Consider the following 17,815-nt stretch of genomic DNA (forward strand, 5'->3'; position numbering starts at 1 on the left):
CGCATCACGCTGCGTGCGGGAGGCTCGCACGTGGCGGCACCCTTACGAGGAGGCATCAAGTGGTCGACGCGGATCAGACATTCGTCATCGTCGGAGGCGGTCTCGCCGGCGCGAAGGCGGCCGAGACGCTCCGCGCGGAGGGCTTCAGCGGACGGGTGATACTGATCTGCGACGAACGCGACCACCCCTACGAGCGCCCGCCGCTGTCCAAGGGCCACCTGCTCGGCAAGGCGGAGCGCGACAGCGTCTTCGTGCACGAGCCCGCCTGGTACGCGCGGCACGATGTCGAGCTGCACCTCGGCCAGACCGTGGACCGTATCGACCGCACGGCGAAGACGGTCCGCTTCGGTGACGACGGCACCCTCGTGCGCTACGACAAGCTGCTGCTGGCCACCGGCGCCGAACCGCGCCGCCTGGACATCCCCGGCACCGGCCTGGCGGGCGTCCACCACCTGCGCCGCCTCGCGCACGCCGAGCGCCTGAAGGGGGTGCTCCAGCACCTCGGCCGGGACAACGGGCACCTGGTGATCGCGGGCGCCGGCTGGATCGGGCTGGAGGTCGCGGCGGCGGCCCGGGAGTACGGCGCCGAGGTCACGGTGATCGAACCGGAGCCGACCCCGCTGCACGGCGTCCTCGGGCCGGAGCTGGGCAACGTCTTCGCCCAGCTGCACCGAGAGCACGGCGTCCGCTTCCACTTCGGGGCCCGGCTCACCGAGATCGTCGGACAGGACGGCATGGTCCTCGCGGCCCGTACCGACGACGGCGAGGAGCACCCGGCGCACGACATCCTCGCGGCGATCGGCGCGGCACCCCGGGTGGCGCTCGCCGAGGCGGCCGGGCTGGAGATCGCCGGCCGGGCGGACGGCGGCGGCATCCTGGTGGACGAGCGGCTGCGCACCTCCGACCCCGACATCTACGCGGCCGGTGACGTGGCGTCCTTCCCGCTCGGGCTGTTCGGCACCCGGCTGCGGGTGGAGCACTGGGCGAACGCCCTGAACGGCGGTCCGGCCGCCGCGCGGGCGATGCTCGGGAAGGAGGTCACCTACGACCGGGTGCCGTACTTCTTCACCGACCAGTACGACCTGGGCATGGAGTACAGCGGGTGGGCGCCGCCCGGGTCGTACGACGAGGTGGTGATCCGGGGCGACGCGGGCAAGCGGGAGTTCATCGCGTTCTGGGTGCGCGAGGGGCGCGTGCTGGCCGGGATGAACGTGAACGTGTGGGATGTCACAGAGCCGATCCAGAACCTGATCCGTTCCCGGGCCCGGGTGAACGTCGAGGCCCTGTCGGACCCGCACGTGCCGCTCGCCGGGCTCGTCCCGTGACCGCCGAAGGCACCGGGAGCCTCCCCGCGCCCCCGTAGAATTCATCCGTGGCAGGACGGATCAACGACGAGGACGTGAAGGCGGTACGGGACGCGGTCCCGATCGACGCCGTGGTCTCCGAGTACCTCCAGCTGCGCAACGCGGGCGGCGGCAACCTCAAGGGCCTGTGCCCGTTCCACGACGAGAAGTCGCCGTCCTTCCAGGTCAGCCCCAGCAAGGGACTCTTCCACTGCTTCGGCTGCCAGGAGGGCGGCGACACCATCACCTTCGTGATGAAGGTGGACCACCTCTCCTTCTCGGAGGCGGTGGAGCGGCTGGCCGCGCAGGCCGGCATCACGCTGCGGTACGAGGAGGGCGGGTACAACCCGGCCCACCAGCGCGGCGAGCGCATCCGCCTGGTCGAGGCGCACAAGATCGCCGCGCAGTGGTACGCCGAGCAGCTCGCCACCGGCGCCGAGGCCGAGACCGGACGGATCTTCCTCGCCGAGCGCGGCTTCGACCAGGCCGCCGCCGTGCACTTCGGGGTCGGCTACAGCCCGCAGGGCTGGGACCACCTCACCCGCTATCTGCGCGGCAAGGGCTTCACCGACAAGGAGCTGATCCTCTCCGGGCTGTCCCAGGAGGGCCGCCGGGGCCCCATCGACCGCTTCCGGGGCCGCCTGATGTGGCCGATCCGGGACATCGGCGGCGAGGTCGTCGGCTTCGGCGCCCGCAAGCTGTACGAGGCGGACAACGGGCCGAAGTACCTGAACACGCCCGAGACGGCGATCTACCGCAAGAGCCAGGTGCTGTACGGCATCGACCTGGCGAAGAAGGACATCGTCAAGACCAGCAGCGCGGTGGTGGTCGAGGGCTACACCGACGTCATGGCCTGCCACCTGGCCGGGGTGACGACGGCCATCGCGACCTGCGGCACGGCCTTCGGCGGGGAGCACATCAAGATCCTGCGGCGGCTGCTGATGGACAACCGCAGCGCGCGCGTGATCTTCACCTTCGACGGTGACGCGGCCGGGCAGAAGGCGGCGCTGCGGGCCTTCGAGGACGACCAGAAGTTCGCCGCCGAGACGTACATCGCGATCGCGCCCGACGGCATGGACCCCTGTGACCTGCGGCTGGCCAAGGGCGACGAGGCGGTGGCCGACCTGGTCGAACCGCGCACCCCGCTCTTCGAGTTCGCGCTCCGGCAGATCGTGAGCCGGTACGACCTGGACACCCCGGCCGGCCGGGCCGCCGCGCTGGACGAGGCCGCGCCGGTCGTCGCGAAGATCAAGAACAGCGGCGCGCAGCACGAGGTCGCCGTGGAGCTGGCCGGGATGCTGGGCATCCTCGACACCCAGTTCGTGGTCCGCCGGGTCGCCCAGCTGGCCCGCTGGGCGCGCGAGGGCGGCAGGGGGCCGCAGCCCTCCGAGCGGCGCCGCCCGGACGAGAGGCAGTGGGCCGAGGCGCCGCGCCCGGCGACCTCCGGCCCGGCGCTGACCCTGCGCAACCCGGTCTACGCCGCCGAACGAGAGCTGCTCAAACTCGCCCTCCAACGGCCCGAGTTGGTCTCCCCGGCGTTCGACGCGTACGGCGTGGACGAGTTCACGGCACCGCCGTACGCGGCCGTGCGGCTGGCCATCGCGGAGGCGGGCGGCGCGGAGTACGGCGTGCCCGACCCGCAGGAGTACCTGGTCCGGGTGCGCGAGGCCGCGCCGGACGACGCGGTCCGCTCCATGGTCACGGAGCTGGCCGTCGAGCCGATCCTGCGCCGCACGGTGGACGAGACCTACGCCGGCACGGTCCTGGTCCAGATCCGCCGCCGCGCCGTCGAACGCCGCATCCGCGACATCCAGTCCCAGATGACCCGCCTCGCCACCGGCGGCGACCCCGCCCAACTGGCCGCCGTCCAGAACGAGCTGTGGGTCCTCCAGCAGTACGACCAGTCCCTGCGCGAACGGGGCGCCGAGGCGCTGTGACGCGATCCGGCCGTCCGCGGTTGCCGGTCGCATAGTCCGACGTGCCGCATAACCGGCCAGTCACCAGATGGATGCAAAAAGTCACCGCACGCCCCTCGTGGCGGTGTTGTGTCGTACCCCACACTGGGGGCGGTGCCCGAGCCTCGGAGCGCACGCTGCCGCTCGGCTTCGCAGCGATCATCCTGGAGGTCGCCCCCCGTGCAGACCCGGACCCTCGCCCAGACCGACAGCAGTACCAGCGCCACCCCCGCCGGCGGGGACGAGCCGGACGCGGAGACCGGCGTCCTCGTGGCCGTACCCCCGCAGGGCCGGGCCGGCCTGGACCCGGAGCCGGCCGCCGGGGAGGCGGTGGTCGCGGAGGCGCCGGACGAGTCGGACGAGTCGGATGAGTCGGACGAGCAGCCGGAGGCCGAGGTCCCGGTCGTCGCGCGGGCGGAGTCCGGCGGGCCCTCGGCCGACCTGCTCCGGCAGTACCTGCGCGAGATCGGCCGTATCCCGCTGCTCACCGCCGCCGAGGAGGTGGAACTCGCCCGCCGGGTCGAGGCCGGCCTCTTCGCGGAGGAGAAGCTGAGCACCACCCCGGACCTCGACAGCGAGCTGGCGCTCGACCTGGACCGGCTCGTCGTCATGGGCCGGATGGCCAAGCGCAGACTCATCGAGGCCAACCTGCGGCTGGTCGTCTCCGTCGCCAAACGGTACGTCGGCCGCGGACTGACCATGCTCGACCTCGTCCAGGAGGGCAACCTCGGCCTGATCCGGGCCGTGGAGAAGTTCGACTACGCCCGCGGCTACAAGTTCTCCACCTACGCCACCTGGTGGATCCGCCAGGCCATGTCCCGCGCGCTGGCCGACCAGGCCCGCACGATACGCGTGCCCGTGCACGTGGTGGAGCTGATCAACCGGGTCGTCCGGGTGCAGCGGCGGATGCTCCAGGAACGCGGCCACGAGCCCACCGCGGAGGAGGTCGGCGCCCATCTCGACCTGACGCCCGAGCGGGTCCGCGAGGTGCTGCGCCTCGCCCAGGAACCGGTGTCCCTGCACGCACCGGTCGGCGAGGAGGACGAGGTGGCCCTCGGCGACCTCATCGAGGACGGCGACGCCGCGAGCCCGGTGGAGTCGGCCGCCTTCCTGCTGCTGCGCGAGCACCTGGACGCGGTGCTGTCCACCCTGGGCGAGCGCGAGCGGAAGGTCGTGCAGCTGCGCTACGGCCTGGCCGACGGGCGCCCGCGCACGCTGGAGGAGATCGGCCGGCTGTTCGGCGTGACCCGGGAACGGATCCGCCAGATCGAGTCCAAGACCCTCAGCAAGCTCCGTGACCACGCCTTCGCGGAGCAGCTGAGGGGCTACCTGGACTGAAGGGGCCACCGCCGGGCGGCGGCCCCGCCCGTGCCTAGTCCACCTCCGCCACGGCCTGCGCGAACTGCGCCTCGTACAGCCGGGCGTACGCCCCGCCGGCCGCCAACAGCTCGGTGTGCGCGCCCTGTTCGACGATCGAGCCGTTCTCCATCACCAGGATGGTGTCCGCGTCCCGGATCGTCGACAGCCGGTGCGCGATCACGAACGACGTACGGCCGGACGCCAGTTTGGCCATCGCCTTCTGGATCAGCACCTCCGTGCGCGTGTCCACCGAGCTCGTCGCCTCGTCCAGCACCAGGATCACCGGGTCGGACAGGAACGCCCGCGCGATGGTGATCAGCTGCTTCTCACCGGCGCTGACGCCCGTGCCCTCGTCGTCGATCACGGTGTCGTAGCCGTCGGGAAGGGTGCGGATGAACCGGTCCGCGTGTGCGGCCCGCGCCGCCTCCTCGATCTCCCCTCGCGTGACCTCGCGCGCGGCGCCGTAGGCGATGTTCTCCGCGATGGTGCCGCCGAACAGCCAGGTGTCCTGGAGCACCATGCCGATGCCGGAGCGCAGTTCGTCCCGGGTCATCCTCCGGATGTCCACCCCGTCCAGGGTGATCCGGCCGCCCGAGACCTCGTAGAACCGCATGAGCAGGTTGACCAGCGTGGTCTTGCCCGCGCCGGTCGGGCCGACGATCGCCACCGTGTGCCCCGGCTCCACCGTCAGCGAGAGGTCCTCGATCAGCGGCTTCTCGGGGTCGTACCGGAACGACACGTGCTCCAGGCACACCCGCCCGCGCAGCTCGGCCGGCCGCTCGCCCGGCACCGGGTCCGCCTCCTGCTCCTCCGCGTCCAGCAGCTCGAAGACCCGCTCGGCGGAGGCCACGCCGGACTGCACCAGGTTCGCCATCGAGGCGACCTGCGTCAGCGGCATGGAGAACTGCCGCGAGTACTGTATGAACGCCTGCACGTCACCGATCGACAGGGCGCCGGAGGCGACCCGCAGCCCGCCGACGACCGCCACCAGCACGTAGTTCAGGTTCGACACGAACATCATCAGCGGCTGCATGACGCCGCTGTTGAACTGCGCCTTGAACCCGGCCTGGTACAGCGCCTCGTTCTGCTCGGCGAACTGCCGCGCCGACTCCTCCTGCCGACCGAACACCTTCACCAGGGTGTGCCCGGTGTACATCTCCTCGATGTGCGCGTTGAGCTTGCCGGTGGAGCGCCACTGCTGCACGAAGTGCGGCTGCGACCGCTTGCCGACCCGGGTGGCGACCACGAACGACAGCGGGACGGTGACGAGGGCCACCAGCGCCAGGATCCAGGAGACCCAGAACATCATCACCAGCACGCCGACGATGGTCAGCACCGAGTTGATCAGCTGACCCATCGACTGCTGGAGGGTCTGCCCGATGTTGTCGATGTCGTTCGTCGCCCGGGACAGCACCTCACCGCGCTGGCGCTTGTCGAAGTACGACAGCGGCAGCCGCGACAGCTTGGCCTGCACGTCCTCGCGCATCCGGTACATCGTGCGGTTCACGGCCCGGTTGACCAGCCGGGTCGCGAGCGCCATCAGCAGACCGGCGGCCAGGAAGGTGCCGAGGGCGAGCAGCAGCACCTCTCCCACGGCCGTGAAGTCGATGCCCTTGCCGGGGGTGAAGTCGGTGCTCTTCAGCATGTCCGCGACCCGGCCCTCGCCGCGCTCGCGCATGGACTGGAGCACCTGCTCCTTGGTGGCGCCGTGCGGCATCTGCCGGCCGATGAGCCCGGCGAAGACCAGGTCGGTGGCGCGGCCGAGGATCTTCGGGCCGATCACGCTCAGGGCCACGCTGACGACCACGCACAGCAGCAGCGCGTAGATCGTCACCCGCTCCGGCCGGAACCGGGCGACGAGCCGTCTGCCCGACCCCTTGAAGTCCATCGAGCGCTGGTCGGGGCCGCCCCCGGCCATCATGCGTCCCATGGGCCCGGCCATCAGGCGGCCTCCGCTTCCGTCAGCTGGGAGAGCACGATCTCCCGGTAGGTCTCGTTGGATGCCATCAGCTCGGCGTGCCGGCCGGAGCCGACCACCCGGCCCTCGTCCAGCACGATGATCCGGTCCGCGTCCCGGATGGTCGACACCCGCTGGGCGACGATCACCACGGTGGCCTCGGCGGTCTCCCGGGCCAGCGCGGCGCGCAGGGCGGCGTCGGTGGCGTAGTCGAGCGCGGAGAAGGAGTCGTCGAAGAGGTAGATCTCCGGGCGCTGCACCAGTGTGCGGGCGATCGCGAGCCGCTGCCGCTGACCGCCGGAGACATTGGTGCCTCCTTGCGCGATCGGCGCGTCCAGTCCGCCCTCCAGCCTGGTCACGAAGTCCTTGGCCTGCGCCACCTCCAGCGCGTGCCACAGTTCCTCGTCGGTGGCGTCCGGGTTGCCGTAGCGAAGGTTGGTGGCGACCGTGCCGGCGAACAGGTACGGCTTCTGCGGGACGAGCCCGACGGTCTTCGCGAGCAGCACCGGGTCCATCTCGCGCACGTCCACGCCGCCCACCAGCACCTCGCCGTCGGTGGCGTCGAACAGCCGGGGGACGAGCCCGAGCAGCGTCGACTTGCCGCTGCCGGTGGAGCCGATCACGGCCGTGGTCCGGCCGGGCCGGGCGGTCAGGTCGATGGACTTCAGCACCGGCTCCTCGGCCCCCGGATAGCGGAAGCCTGCGCCCCGGATCTCCAGGTGCCCGTGGGAGCGCAGCCCGGTGACGGGGGCCGTCGGCGGCACGACGCTGGAGTCGGTCTCCAGCACCTCCTGGATGCGCTCGGCGCAGACCTCCGCGCGCGGCACCATCATGAACATGAAGGTGGCCATCATCACGGACATGACGATCTGCATCAGATAGGCGAGGAACGCGGTGAGGTCGCCGATGGCCATCCCGCCGCTGTCGATGCGGTGCGCGCCGAACCACACCACCGCGATGGACGACACGTTCACCACCGTCATCACGATCGGGAACATCAGGGCCAGCAGCCGGCCGGTGGCCAGCTGCATCTCGGTCAGCTCCGTGTTGGCCCGGCCGAACCGCTCCTGCTCGTAGGAGTCCCGGACGAAGGCGCGGATCACCCGGTTGCCGCTGATCTGCTCGCGCAGCACCCGGTTGACCGTGTCCAGCCGGTCCTGCATCGACCGGAACAGCGGGCGCAGGCGGCGCACGATCAGGGTCACACAGACGCCGAGCACCGGCACGACCGCGATCAGCACGGCGGACAGCGGCACGTCCAGTCCGAGCGCGAGCACGATGCCGCCCACGCACATGATGGGCGCCGACACCATCAGGGTGAACGTCATCAGGACCAGCATCTGGACCTGCTGTACGTCGTTCGTCGTACGGGTGATCAGGGAGGGCGCCCCGAAGTGACCCACCTCACGCGCGGAGAAGGACTGCACCCGGTCGAAGACGGCACCGCGCACATCCCGGCCGAGCGCGGAGGCGGTCCGGGCGCCGTAGTAGACGGCCCCGATGTTGCACACGACCTGCGCCAGCGAGATGCCGATCATCAGGGCACCGAAGGACAGGATGTAGTTCGTGTCGCCCTTCACGACACCGTTGTCGATGATGTCGGCGTTGAGGGTGGGCAGGTAGAGGGTTGCGCAGGTCTGGAGGAACTGGAACGCCACGAGGAGGGCGATGGGTTTCTTGTAGGGCCTGAGATAGGTCCGTAGAAGTCGTATGAGCACGCTACGTCTCTCGGAGTCGGCGACAGGGGCTGGTCGGTTGCCCTTGGCCCCTATCGTCGGACACTCCACCCGCGTTACCTCAACCGATTAACCCGAAGGTTTCTCCTCTACTGGCCCAAGGTTTCAGGGAGTTAAGTCCTGTTGTTCCTCTGGTGCCCCTTATGGGCGGAACGCTCCCGGATGGGTCTGCTCCCGCACCGCGGTGAACTGCTGCCGCACCGCCTGGCCCACGGCCAGTTCCTCGCCCGGCTCCAGCACTTGCGCCGCCGCGCCCTGCCAGGCCGGCGGGGTGCGCGGATCGAGGCCGCCCTGTGACACCCCGAGCGCCCAGGCCGCCTGCCGGGCCGCGCCGATCGCCGCGTAGTCCGCCGGCTGCGGCACGACGACCTGCGCGCCGAACAGCGAGGGCGCCGAGGCCTGCACGGCGGGCAGCTCGGCGGCGGCGCCCAGCAGGAAGACGCGGCGCACCTCCACGCCCCGCCCGCGCAGCACGTCCAGCGCGTCCGCCAGCCCGCAGAGCATGCCCTCGAAGGCGGCCCGCGCCAGGTGCTCGGGCTTCATCGACTCGCGCCGCAGCCCGGCGAGGGTGCCCGCGGTGTGCGGCAGGTTCGGCGTCCGCTCGCCCTCCAGGTACGGCAGCAGCACCAGCCCGTGCGCCCCCGGCGTGGACTTCACCGCCAGCTCCGACAGGCTCTCCAGGTCCGGCAGGCCGAGCAGTTCGGCGGTGCCGCGCAGTGCCCGTACGGCGTTCAGAGTGGTGACCACCGGCAGGTACATGCCGGTGGCGTCGGCGAGCGAGGTGATCATCCCGGACTGGTCGGCGAGCGCCTCCGGGTGCACGGCCATCACCGAACCGGAGGCCCCGAGCGACACCACCACGTCCCCGAGACCCAGGCCCAGCCCGAACGCGGCGGCCATGGTCTCCCCGGTGCCGGCCGAGATCAGCAGCCCCTCCGGGGTGGTGCCGGCCGCCTCCGAGGGGCCGATCACCTCGGGCAGCACCGCCTGGTGGCCGAGCGCCAGCTCGACCAGGTCGGGGCGGTAGGCGCCGGTCGCCGCCGACCAGTACCCGGTGCCGGAGGCCCCGCCGCGGTCGGTGGTGCGCCGCAGGGGCCGGCCGAGCAGCTGCCAGACCAGCCAGTCGTGGGCCTGGAGCAGCACGGCGACGCGCTGGGCGTTCTCAGGTTCGTTCTTCGCCAGCCAACGCAGCTTGGTGACCGGCTGGGCGGCCTGCGGCACACAGCCGACCGCCTGCGCCCAGGCCTCCCGGCCGCCGAGCGCGTCCACCAGGTCGGCGGCGGCGACCTGCGCGCGCTTGTCGCCGCCGACCAGGGCGGGACGGACGGTGTTGCCCTGGGCGTCCAGCGGGACCACGGCGTTCTGCTGGGCCGAGACCCCGATGGCCTGCACCCCCTCCAGCAGACCGCCGCCGGCCGCCTCACCGAGGGAGAGCAGCCAGGCCTGCGGATCGATGTCGCTGGGCCGGCCCTCCACCGGGTGCGGGGCGTACCCCTGTCGTAGTACGGCACCGGTGTCCGTGTCGCAGACCACGATGCGTGTGAACTCCGGTGAGCTGTCCAAGCCGGCGACTATCCCCATGCGGAGAATTTTGCCGTACCGCCGCGCCCGGCTTCGGCCGAGGGCGCCCCAGGGGGAGAGGGTGCCCGCCGGGGCGCGGGCGCGGGCCGGAGGTCAGGTGTTGCTGGTGCCCCAGTCGTCCTCGCGGGTGCCGTGGCCGTTGCGCTCCCTGAGCGAGCGGACCCGGTGGGCCACCGACTCGGGGATGCGGTCACCGACCGTGTGGAAGGCCTTGCCCGCGTAGACGCGGCCCTGTTGGGCGGCGGTCTCGGCGGTGTTGCGGACCGCGGGGTTCTGCGCGATCTGCCGGGCCGACTTCTTCAGCTGTTCGTAGCGCTCGCGTCCGGCCTTCGTGCCGAGTACGTAACCGAGGGCCAGTCCGGCGAGGAACGTGAGCCGGTAGCGCATGGCTGCCACCCTTCCCGTGCGTAGGTATCTGGTGCGGCGCTGGCGCCGAGGGTACCGATTGGCGGAGCACCCCCCTGCTTGCGCTAATGTATGTGTCGCAGCGAGCAACCGCCCCCTGGCGAATACCCAGGTAGGTACGTTCGATGCAAACGAGGCGATCCTCCGTAGCTCAATTGGCAGAGCAGCCGGCTGTTAACCGGCAGGTTACTGGTTCGAGTCCAGTCGGGGGAGCTTCGGTCCTCCGTAGCTCAATTGGCAGAGCAGCCGGCTGTTAACCGGCAGGTTACTGGTTCGAGTCCAGTCGGGGGAGCGCTGAACGAGGACCCCTCAGGGGTCCTTTTTCATGTCCCCGGGAACCGTCGCGCCCACGGCGGTGTCCTCAAGGTCATGAGCGGCAGCGTGGAAGCCGACCAGCCGAGGCAGCAGATCGTATGAGCGGCTATGCTGCGGCAGACGGCGCGCACACTTGTACGCGACACGCCGCTATGGGGCGGTAGCTCAGCCGGTTAGAGCAGCGGACTCATAATCCGTCGGCCGTGGGTTCGAGTCCCACCCGCCCCACCAAGCGCAGGTCAGAGAAACGTTCTGACCCGCGCGAACGTTTGGCCCGCAGTTCTGGGGCGGCGTCGCCTCGGTGTCATGCGTGGTCGGGACCGGTGCAGGTGCTTCGGGTCGTGTCAGTAGCGGTACCGAGCCTGGATGATGATCAGCTCGTCGTCGGCCGGTTTGTACACGAGTCGGTGCGTGTCGTCGATTCTCCGTGACCAGTAGCCCGCGAGATCACCCTTCAGGGGCTCCGGCTTGCCGATGCCCTTGAAGGGATCGCGCATGGCGTCGTCGATCAGCTTGTTGATGCGCTTGACCATCTTGCGGTCGTTCTCGGCCCAGTAGGTGTAGTCCTCCCAGGCGTGGGTCGTGAACGAGATCTTCACGCACGCTCCGCGTCGGGGTCGATCAGCTCGCGACGCTGCGCCTTGCCGGCCTCCGCCTCGGCGATGGAGTCGAGCAGGCGGCGAGCGTTCTTGGGAGAGCGCAGAAGGTGCACTGTCTCGGTCCACGAACTGAAGTCCTCTTCGGACATGAGGACAGCGTTGCCCTTGCGGGAAGTGATGTGAACGGGAGCGTGGTCCTCGTTGACCTGCTCGATCAGCGGGAACAGGTTCTGGCGCGCTTCGCTGGCGGTGATGGACATGCGTGCCGCCTCCCTTCTCGACTTGTACAAGATATAGTACGAGTCTTGCCCGTGTCTGCAAGGCAGCCCCTGTCGAGCCTGACGCGCGTCAGCTCGGGATGGGGCACCGTGAGCATCGCTCGCGGTCCCTCATAGGGGACGGCTGGGATCTTCGGGCTCCTCCGGCTCCCCTTCCGCGTTTGAATGCCGGTGTGGCACGCAAAGCGGTGGGGTTCGGTGCGGACGATCCGCGGGCGCCGGCCGGGGCCCGGTCCTTCGAGCGGGGGCTCGGGTATCCGGACGCGGTGAGGGGGCTGGAGGCGGGGGAGGGCTCGGTCACCGCCGTGGTGGACGGTACGGATGTCTACGAGGTGGAGCTCGCCCTCGCGGTGACGAGGGGGTCTCGGGATGGTGCGACTGCCCGCACGGGCAGGAGGGCGACTTCTGCAAGCACTGTGTGGCGGTCGGGCCGACCGTGTTGCGGCGGGCGGAGACGGTCCCCGGCAGCGGGCGGCGGGCGGCGGGCCGCGGCGCGGGCGCGGGCTTCGGCCGGGAGGCGTGGCTTTCCGCGCTGTCGCGCGACGAGTTGCTGGCGCTCGTGCGTGAGCAGTTCGCCGGGGACCGGGAGTTGCGCCGGCGTCTGGAGCTGCGGGCGGCCGACGCGGGCCGGAGGCGCCGCGGACCCGTACCCCCGGCCTGCGCGAGCAGGTTCCCGGGGCACCCCCTGCTGCGCCGGGTCCCCTGGCGGCCCTGGCGCTACACGGCCGCCGACTGCCGCGCCGCGGTCGCCGCCACCCCGTCGGCCTCGCCCCTGGCCGGCACACCGGCCGGCGCCGTGTGGGACCCGGACCTGCCCGCCGCCCTCACCGAACTCGGCGCGCGCATCGAGGAGGAGATGGTGCTCGACGACCTGCCGGCCGACCTCGGTGGTCGTTGAGCGGGGGCGGTACCGGTGGCCGTCCGCGGGGTTCAGCCCTTCTCGGCCCAGAAGTCCCCGCCGCTGCTGGTCTGGCCCACGCAGTTGTTGCGGGAGGTGTTGACCCAGGTGCCGCCGACGTTCACTTCCCCGTAGATCTTCTCGCCCGGCTTCATGGGCACGTCTCCCCTCAGCCTGAGCCGCATTTGCACGTGGAGCGACGTGCGGGGCTTCAGCGTGTCCGGGGCGGGGACGGGGGCGCGGGAGCCGCGGAGCGTCTTCCAGAGGTGCAGGGAGGTGTCCCAGTACTGCAGATCGATGTACCGCCCCAGGTAGGCGTGGTCCATGTCGTCGTCGATATTGAGCGCCCAGGCGGTGAGCTTGAACGACTCGACCTTCATCGACGAGGCGTTGGTGAGCGTGGTGGTGAAGAGCGTCCAGCGAGTGCTTGGGGTCAGCTTGTCGGGTATGCCGAACGCGCGGGTCACGAAGGTGTTCTCGTGATACTTCCCCTGGCTGACTTCGGTGCATATCGGGACCGGGGCGTCGGCCGCCTGGGAGACGGGGGCGGCTGCCATCGCCACGGGGAGCAGGGCGGCCGTCGCGGCCGTGAGGGACAGGGCACGGCGCAGTTTCATGGTGATCTCTCTTCCGGTGCTGCGGAGTCTCGGAGGAAGGGCTGTGCTTACGCGGTGACGTCCGTGTCGCCGCCGCCCGGACCGGCCATGGCCTTGCGGCGCCGCACGACGAAGACCGCGCCCGCGCCGGCCACCACCGCGGCGCCCGCGGCGAGGCCGATCGCCGGGAGCGCGGACGAGGAGCCGGTCTCGGCGAGGTTGCCGCCCTGCGGGCCGGGGCCGCCGGTGGAGGCGGAGCCCCCCGTGCCGCCGCCGGGCGCGGAGCTCCGGCCGGGCGACGCCGTGCCGCCCGGCTCACCCGGCCGGGCGGTCGGGGACTGCGTCGGCTTCGCGCCCACCGGGAGGATGGTGAAGTCGTACCAGCCTTCCTTGGACGAACCACAGGAACCGTCGCGGTTGCGGTAGTCGGCGGCGACGAGTGCGTACCCGGGGCCGGGCTTGGCGCTCTTGACCACGTGGGTGCGCAGCTGGAACGTGCGGGTGCTGTGCGGACCGACGGGGATGAGGTCGAACAGGCGGCCGGGTTCGAAGGATTCGTAGGGCTTCCACCGCCCCGACTTGGGGTCGTGGTACTCGGTTTTCAGCTCCCAGTACGGCCGGTCGACGTCCGCGGCGGAGATCACGTTCAGATAGGGCCCGACCTCGTTCAAGGTCTTGCCGGTGGTGTTGGTGAGCGTCATCGAGAAGGGGGACCAGGGGCCGTCCGCGACCAACTGGGTCGGCAGCCCGTGGAGGGCCACGCGCACCTGGTCGGACTCGAACGCGCAGGGACGGCCATGGGGGTCGTCGGGGGCGCCGGTCCCGTCGGGCTTCTGCCCGGTGGCCTCCTCGGCGGTCCCGTCGGCCTTCCGCTGGTTCCCCGAGGTGTCCCCGTCGTCCACCTGGGAGCCGGGGCCACCGGCCTCGGTCTCGTCCGGGGCACCCGTTCCGCCGCCGTTCGCCGGGGCGTCCGTCGGCGGCTGGGCCGGTTTCGCGGTATCGGGGGTATCGGGTGTGCCGGGAGTGGCGGGCGTGCGGGGACTGGTGTCCGGTACCGGCTCCGTGGCGAACGCGGCGGCGGGGGCCGCCAGTACGGCGGCGGGCGCTATCACGGCGGCCGCTGCGGCGGCCGTCAGGGCGCGGCGGATCTTCATCCGGCAGACCTTTCGGTTCCCAAGTGCCGCCTGGGCGACACCGGTTGGCGTGCGTCGGTACGGGCCGTGCGTGACCCGTGGAGCGCGTCGGCGCGCGCGGACCGGGCCCGTACGCGCACATCCGCGCTCGTACGTGACCTCTCGCACCGCGAAAAAGTTGCACACTCCAGTCACTTGAGTGGCGAACGGAGTCGGTTGCGCCGGGTTGACGAACGTGCGGCGTCGAGGTGAATCCGGCGGTGTCCGCGCGTCGTACGGCGCGGGCTCGGGAAGCGACGGAGGGTGGCACGCACCCCCTCGCAGCAAGGTTCCGGACCGCGGCAGCCGTCTGCCCGGACCGTACCGGCCGCCCCCGACGCCGTACTCCGCGAGGAGGGCAAACTCCGCCGGCACCTCGGGTTCGCCGCCCTGACCGCGGTGGGCTTCAGCGACATCGTCGGCTCCGGCTGGCTGTTCGGCGCGATGTACGCGGCCCAGACCGCCGGCCCGCTGTCCGTGCTGTCCTGGCTGGCCGCCGGGGCGCTGGCCATGCTCGTCGCGCTGGTCCTGGTGGACCTCGCGGCCCGGATGCCGGAGGCCGGCGGCACGGTGCGCTGGCCGCTGTACGCCAACGGCCCGCTGGTCGCCGGGGTGATCGGCTGGGCGGTGCTGCTGTCCGTGGGCGCGGCCGCGGCCGAGGTCACCGCGACCGTGCAGTACCTGACCCGCTGGTTCCCCGGACTGCACACGGACGGCCGGCTGAGCCTGTCCGGGGTGGCCGTCGCGCTCGTCCTCACCGGGGTGTTCGCGGCCCTCAACTGGTTCGGGGTACGGCTCTTCACCCGGGTGAACTACGCGCTCACCGTCGTCAAGACGGCCGTCCCCGTCCTCACCGTCGTCCTGCTGCTGGCCTCCGGCTGCCACCCGCACCGGCTCACCGACCACGGCGGCTTCGCCCCCTACGGCTGGTCCGCGGGCCTGGCCGCGCTGTCCGCGGGCGGGCTCGTCTACGCCGTCAACGGCTTCCAGTCACCGGTCGACCTGGCCGGCGAGGCCCGCGATCCGCGCCGGCACCTGCGGCCCGCCGTGCTGACCGCCATCGCGCTGGCCGTCCTGCTCTACGTGGGCCTCCAGCTCGCCTTCCTCCTCACCGTCCCCGACAGCGCCCTCGTCGACGGCTGGCGGGGCATCGACTTCACCTCGCCGTTCGGCCAGCTGGCCCTGCTGGTCAACCTGCACTGGCTGGCCCTGCTGCTGTACGCCGACGCCGTCGTCTCGCCCGGCGGCGCCACCTTCATCGGGCTCGGGATCAGCGCCCGGCGCACCTACGCCCTCGCCAAGAACGGCCTGCTGCCCCGCTGGTTCCTCGGCGTGCACACCGGCTCCGGCATCCCGCGCCGCGCCCTCGCCCTGAACGCCTCGGTGATGGCGGTCTATCTGCTGCCGTTCGGCACCTGGCAGGACGTCGTCGGCACCCTCGGCAACCTCTTCCTGCTCGTGTACGCCACCTCCGCCGTCGCCGCCGCCACCCTGCGCCCCACGGGGGAGCCGGGCGGCGCGATGCGCTGGATCCCGCCGCTGAGCTTCCTCGTGGCCACCCTGTTCGTGTACTGGTCCACCTGGCACCGGCTGCACCTGACCTTGCCGCTCGCGCTGGCCGGAGTGCCGCTGTCCTGGCTGCTCCGCTCCGGCCGGCACGGCTTCCCCGCGCGCCGGGAACTGCTCCGGGAGCTGCGCGACGGGGCCTGGCTGCCGGTCTGGCTGACCGGACTGCTGTGCTGCTCCGCGCTCGGCTCCTCCGGCGGCCTCGGACTGCTCCGGGCGCCCTGCGACACCCTCGCCGTGCTGCTGTTCGCCGCGGCGGTGTTCGCCTGGGCGGTGCGGTCCGGCCGGCGCCATGTGGCCGAGGCCCGTCATGGCGTGGCTCACCAGGGAGGCTGACGGTGTTTCCGCCATCCTGTCGGCATGCGGCCCTGTCCGGATCCGGGGCGCCGGGGCCGCCGGGGACTGTCCGGCCGGCGCCGGGGTCCCTACGGTGGGGAAGCACCCGCCGCCGTGCCGTGGGCCGACCGGTCCCGGTCCCGGGAAGGAGAACGGCCGTATGACACCCACCTCCAGGCCCGCCGACGGTACGCCGGACGAGCCCGTCCGGAGGGCCGCCGACGGTGCGCCGGGCGACGCCGTCCCCGAGGCCGCTGACAGCGCGCCGTACGGACCCGCCCCCAGCGCCGCCGACAGCGCGCCGTACGGGCCCGTCCCCAGCGCCGCCGGCCGTACGTCGTACGACCCCGCGCCGTCCCGGCCGGCGGCCCCCGCCTCCGCCTCCGCCGGGGCGGAACTGCTCGACGCGGCGCGTCGGCTGGCTCCCGAGGCGATCGCCCTGCGCCGCGCCCTGCACCGGGGCCCGGAGACGGCCCTGGACCTGCCGGCCACCCAGCGCCTGATCCTGGACGCGCTCGACGGCCTCGGCCTGGACATCCGTACCGGGCGCGCCCTGTCCTCCGTGACCGCGACCCTCACCGGGGCGGCCGACGGGCCGACGATCCTGCTGCGCGCCGACATGGACGCGCTGCCGGTCACCGAGGACACCGGGCTGCCGTTCGCCTCGCGCGGCCCCGGGCTGATGCACGCCTGCGGGCACGACGTCCACATGGCGATGCTGGTGGGCGCGGCGCGGCTGCTCGCCGGGCGGCGCGCGACGCTCCCCGGGCGCGTGGTGTTCATGTTCCAGCCCGGCGAGGAGGGCCACCACGGAGCCCGCCTCATGATCGAGGAAGGGGTCCTGGAGGCGTCCGGCAGCCGGGCCGGCGCCGCCTTCGCCCTGCACGTGAACCCGAACATGCCGGCCGGCCAGGTGCTGCTGCGGCCGGGACCGCAGCTGGCGGCCTCCGACCGGTTCCGGGTCGTGGTCCGCGGCCGCGGCGGGCACGCCTCGGCGCCCCACACCACCTGTGACCCGGTGCCGGTGGCCTGCGAGATCGTGCTGGCCCTGCAGAGCGCGGTCACCCGGGGCGTGGCCGCCGACGACAGCGCCGTGCTCAGCGTGACCCGGCTGACCGCCGGCACCGCGACCGGCGTCATCCCCGACACCGCCGAACTCTCTGGCACCCTGCGCACGTTGACCGAGCCGACCCGGCAACGGCTGCACGAGGCGATCGCCCGGGTCGCCCACGGGGTGGCCGCCGCGCACGGGGCCACGGCCGAGGCGACCGTCGTCACCGGCTACCCGGTCTCCGTCAACGACCCCGGCATGACCGCCCTCGTCCGGCGCGCCGCCGCCGACGCGCTCGGCACCGGGGCGGTGCGCGAGCTGCCCGCCCCGCAGATGACGGCGGAGGACTTCTCCTACGTGCTGCGGGCCGTCCCCGGTGCCATGGCCTTCCTCGGCGCCTGCCCGCCCGGCGTCGCCCCGCACGAGGCCCCGTCGCTGCACTCGCCCCGCATGACCATCGACGAGGACGTGATCGCCACCGGCATCGCCTGCGAGGCCGCGGTGGCCCTCGCCTTCCTCACCGGCGGCGGACGCCTGGACGGTTGACCCCGGGGCGGGCGGCCCGTAGATTTCCGTGCCGTCCTGCTCAATGGTCCAGACCAGAGGTTCGGGGGGTCGACGTGCGCGAACCCGTGTCACCGGTGCCACCCGGCCCGGCGCACGCCAAG

General features: G+C 72.1%; 14 protein-coding genes and 3 tRNA genes. 9 read left to right on the forward strand and 8 right to left on the reverse strand.

Annotated elements, in window-relative coordinates:
- Nucleotides 1-59 precede the first annotated feature (59 nt).
- From Srubr_RS37775 to Srubr_RS37785, 3 genes are all read left to right on the forward strand, one after another.
- On the forward strand, nt 60-1,325 hold the full coding sequence (locus tag Srubr_RS37775) for an NAD(P)/FAD-dependent oxidoreductase (RefSeq protein WP_189996850.1): 1,266 nt from the start codon (nt 60-62) through the stop codon (nt 1,323-1,325).
- A 47-nt stretch (nt 1,326-1,372) separates the two neighbouring features.
- Nucleotides 1,373-3,280, forward strand: a complete 1,908-nt coding sequence (gene dnaG / locus Srubr_RS37780) for a DNA primase (protein ID WP_189996849.1) — start codon at nt 1,373-1,375, stop codon at nt 3,278-3,280.
- Between the two features lie 198 nt (nt 3,281-3,478).
- Complete coding sequence (locus tag Srubr_RS37785; RefSeq protein ID WP_189996848.1) at nt 3,479-4,636, forward strand: RNA polymerase sigma factor; 1,158 nt, start codon at nt 3,479-3,481, stop codon at nt 4,634-4,636.
- Between the two features lie 34 nt (nt 4,637-4,670).
- On the opposite strand, the gene Srubr_RS37790 is transcribed toward Srubr_RS37785, so the two are convergent.
- The 4 genes from Srubr_RS37790 to Srubr_RS37805 all read right to left on the reverse strand — a co-directional run bounded on the left by Srubr_RS37790 (nt 4,671) and on the right by Srubr_RS37805 (nt 10,318).
- On the reverse strand, nt 4,671-6,599 hold the full coding sequence (locus Srubr_RS37790; protein WP_189996847.1) for an ABC transporter ATP-binding protein: 1,929 nt from the start codon (nt 6,597-6,599) through the stop codon (nt 4,671-4,673).
- Complete coding sequence (locus tag Srubr_RS37795) at nt 6,599-8,332, reverse strand: ABC transporter ATP-binding protein (RefSeq protein ID WP_189996846.1); 1,734 nt, start codon at nt 8,330-8,332, stop codon at nt 6,599-6,601. The genes Srubr_RS37790 and Srubr_RS37795 overlap by 1 nt, the downstream gene beginning before the upstream one ends.
- A gap of 159 nt (nt 8,333-8,491) precedes the next feature.
- A complete protein-coding gene (locus Srubr_RS37800; RefSeq protein WP_189996845.1) occupies nt 8,492-9,931 on the reverse strand; it encodes an FGGY family carbohydrate kinase in 1,440 nt (479 codons plus the stop codon).
- A gap of 93 nt (nt 9,932-10,024) precedes the next feature.
- Nucleotides 10,025-10,318 carry a YtxH domain-containing protein gene (locus Srubr_RS37805; RefSeq protein WP_189996844.1) on the reverse strand — a complete coding sequence of 98 codons (294 nt, stop codon included), beginning with the start codon at nt 10,316-10,318 and terminating at the stop codon, nt 10,025-10,027.
- A gap of 158 nt (nt 10,319-10,476) precedes the next feature.
- Here Srubr_RS37805 and Srubr_RS37810 point away from each other — a divergent pair.
- From Srubr_RS37810 to Srubr_RS37820, 3 genes are all read left to right on the forward strand, one after another.
- A tRNA-Asn gene (locus Srubr_RS37810) sits at nt 10,477-10,549 on the forward strand.
- A 6-nt stretch (nt 10,550-10,555) separates the two neighbouring features.
- A tRNA-Asn gene (locus Srubr_RS37815) sits at nt 10,556-10,628 on the forward strand.
- Nucleotides 10,629-10,805: 177 nt separating this feature from the next.
- Nucleotides 10,806-10,882 (forward strand) — tRNA-Ile (locus Srubr_RS37820).
- Nucleotides 10,883-10,995: 113 nt separating this feature from the next.
- On the opposite strand, the gene Srubr_RS37825 is transcribed toward Srubr_RS37820, so the two are convergent.
- Together Srubr_RS37825 and Srubr_RS37830 are read right to left on the reverse strand one after the other, a co-directional pair.
- Complete coding sequence (locus Srubr_RS37825) at nt 10,996-11,250, reverse strand: Txe/YoeB family addiction module toxin (RefSeq protein WP_189996843.1); 255 nt, start codon at nt 11,248-11,250, stop codon at nt 10,996-10,998.
- Entirely contained in the window at nt 11,247-11,510 is a 264-nt protein-coding gene (locus Srubr_RS37830; protein WP_189996842.1) for a type II toxin-antitoxin system Phd/YefM family antitoxin, read from the reverse strand. Before Srubr_RS37830 ends, Srubr_RS37825 begins: the two co-directional genes overlap by 4 nt.
- Before the next feature lie 436 nt (nt 11,511-11,946).
- Here Srubr_RS37830 and Srubr_RS37835 point away from each other — a divergent pair, with 436 nt between their 5' ends.
- Entirely contained in the window at nt 11,947-12,426 is a 480-nt protein-coding gene (locus Srubr_RS37835; protein WP_229926754.1) for a DUF2399 domain-containing protein, read from the forward strand.
- 32 nt (nt 12,427-12,458) lie between these two features.
- On the opposite strand, the gene Srubr_RS37840 is transcribed toward Srubr_RS37835, so the two are convergent.
- Complete coding sequence (locus tag Srubr_RS37840; protein ID WP_189996841.1) at nt 12,459-13,043, reverse strand: hypothetical protein; 585 nt, start codon at nt 13,041-13,043, stop codon at nt 12,459-12,461.
- Between the two features lie 47 nt (nt 13,044-13,090).
- Nucleotides 13,091-14,176 carry an LAETG motif-containing sortase-dependent surface protein gene (locus Srubr_RS37845; RefSeq protein WP_189996840.1) on the reverse strand — a complete coding sequence of 362 codons (1,086 nt, stop codon included), beginning with the start codon at nt 14,174-14,176 and terminating at the stop codon, nt 13,091-13,093.
- A gap of 282 nt (nt 14,177-14,458) precedes the next feature.
- Between Srubr_RS37845 and Srubr_RS37850 the strand changes: the two genes are divergently transcribed.
- Nucleotides 14,459-16,096: an APC family permease gene (locus Srubr_RS37850; RefSeq protein ID WP_189996839.1), complete on the forward strand. Its 1,638-nt coding sequence runs from the start codon at nt 14,459-14,461 to the stop codon at nt 16,094-16,096.
- A gap of 160 nt (nt 16,097-16,256) precedes the next feature.
- Nucleotides 16,257-17,693 (forward strand): M20 metallopeptidase family protein, encoded by a 1,437-nt coding sequence (locus Srubr_RS37855; RefSeq protein WP_189996838.1) that lies wholly within the window; start codon nt 16,257-16,259, stop codon nt 17,691-17,693.
- The last annotated feature ends 122 nt before the right edge of the window (nt 17,694-17,815 follow it).

The organism is Streptomyces rubradiris, from assembly GCF_016860525.1.
Classification (GTDB): domain Bacteria; phylum Actinomycetota; class Actinomycetes; order Streptomycetales; family Streptomycetaceae; genus Streptomyces; species Streptomyces rubradiris.

What these genes read in the sequence shown, in the direction of transcription:
- Srubr_RS37845 (WP_189996840.1), bottom strand. Translation starts at nt 14,176, where the DNA reads ATGAAGATCCGCCGCGCCCTGACGGCCGCCGCAGCGGCCGCCGTGATA.
- Srubr_RS37840 (WP_189996841.1), bottom strand. Translation starts at nt 13,043, where the DNA reads ATGAAACTGCGCCGTGCCCTGTCCCTCACGGCCGCGACGGCCGCCCTG.
- Srubr_RS37805 (WP_189996844.1), bottom strand. Translation starts at nt 10,318, where the DNA reads ATGCGCTACCGGCTCACGTTCCTCGCCGGACTGGCCCTCGGTTACGTA.
- Srubr_RS37790 (WP_189996847.1), bottom strand. Translation starts at nt 6,599, where the DNA reads ATGGCCGGGCCCATGGGACGCATGATGGCCGGGGGCGGCCCCGACCAG.
- Srubr_RS37855 (WP_189996838.1), top strand. Translation starts at nt 16,257, where the DNA reads ATGACACCCACCTCCAGGCCCGCCGACGGTACGCCGGACGAGCCCGTC.
- Srubr_RS37800 (WP_189996845.1), bottom strand. Translation starts at nt 9,931, where the DNA reads ATGGGGATAGTCGCCGGCTTGGACAGCTCACCGGAGTTCACACGCATC.
- Srubr_RS37830 (WP_189996842.1), bottom strand. Translation starts at nt 11,510, where the DNA reads ATGTCCATCACCGCCAGCGAAGCGCGCCAGAACCTGTTCCCGCTGATC.